The 681-nt window shown below is 67.3% G+C and carries 1 protein-coding gene; it reads left to right on the top strand.

Features of this window, described 5'->3' with window-relative positions; translation table 11 throughout:
- Positions 1 to 124 precede the first annotated feature (124 nt).
- Positions 125 to 681, top strand: a 557-nt coding sequence (locus tag A5634_RS12760; RefSeq protein WP_155769516.1) for a PE family protein, incomplete at its 3' end; no start/stop codon positions are given.

The raw sequence follows: 681 nt of genomic DNA, 5'->3' as shown, positions 1-681 counted from the left end.
AACTACCCCGGCGTGTCGAGCAAGTGGGGCCACATCAAGCCGTCCCCCTGGGGCCAAATCAGGCTGTCATAGCCAGATGGGTTTCGGGGCCAGGATGTCGTGAAGGGAGCGGGTTTTGTCTGGTGTGGTGTGGGTGGTGCCGGAGGCGGTTGCGGTGGCGGCAGCCGATGTGGAGCGGATTGGGTCCGCGATCCAGGCGGCGAATTCGGCGGTGTTGGTGTCGACGTCGCGGGTTGCGGTGGCTGCTGGTGATGAGGTGTCGGCGGCGGTGGCGGCGTTGTTTTCTGGTCATGGGCAGGCTTATCAGGAGTGCAGTGCTTTAGCGGGGGCGTTTGGGGCGCGGTGGGCGCAGGCGGTGCAGGGCGCTGGGCAGGCTTATGCGGGTGCCGAGGCGGCCAACGCCGCGTGGTTGCAAAGCTTTGAGCAGCGGGTGCTCGGTGCGCTCAATGCGCCCACTGAGGCGTTGTTTGGGCGTCCGTTGATTGGGGATGGTGTTGCGGGCAGCGCAGCCCGTCCTGATGGTGGGGCGGGCGGGATTTTGTATGGCAATGGTGGTGCGGGTTTTAGCCAGAGCGCGGCTGGCGTCGCGGGCGGCCGGGGCGGTTCTGCCGGGCTTATCGGGAACGGCACCCAGGGCGTAGCCGGTACCAATGGCGGCGGGGGCACCTCTGGTGGCAACGG

It is taken from the genome of Mycobacterium asiaticum (assembly GCF_001673365.1).
Taxonomy (GTDB): Bacteria; Actinomycetota; Actinomycetes; order Mycobacteriales; family Mycobacteriaceae; genus Mycobacterium; species Mycobacterium asiaticum_A.
The sequence above is the reverse complement of the archived record's forward strand: the minus strand, read 5'-3'. Positions and strand labels throughout refer to the sequence as shown.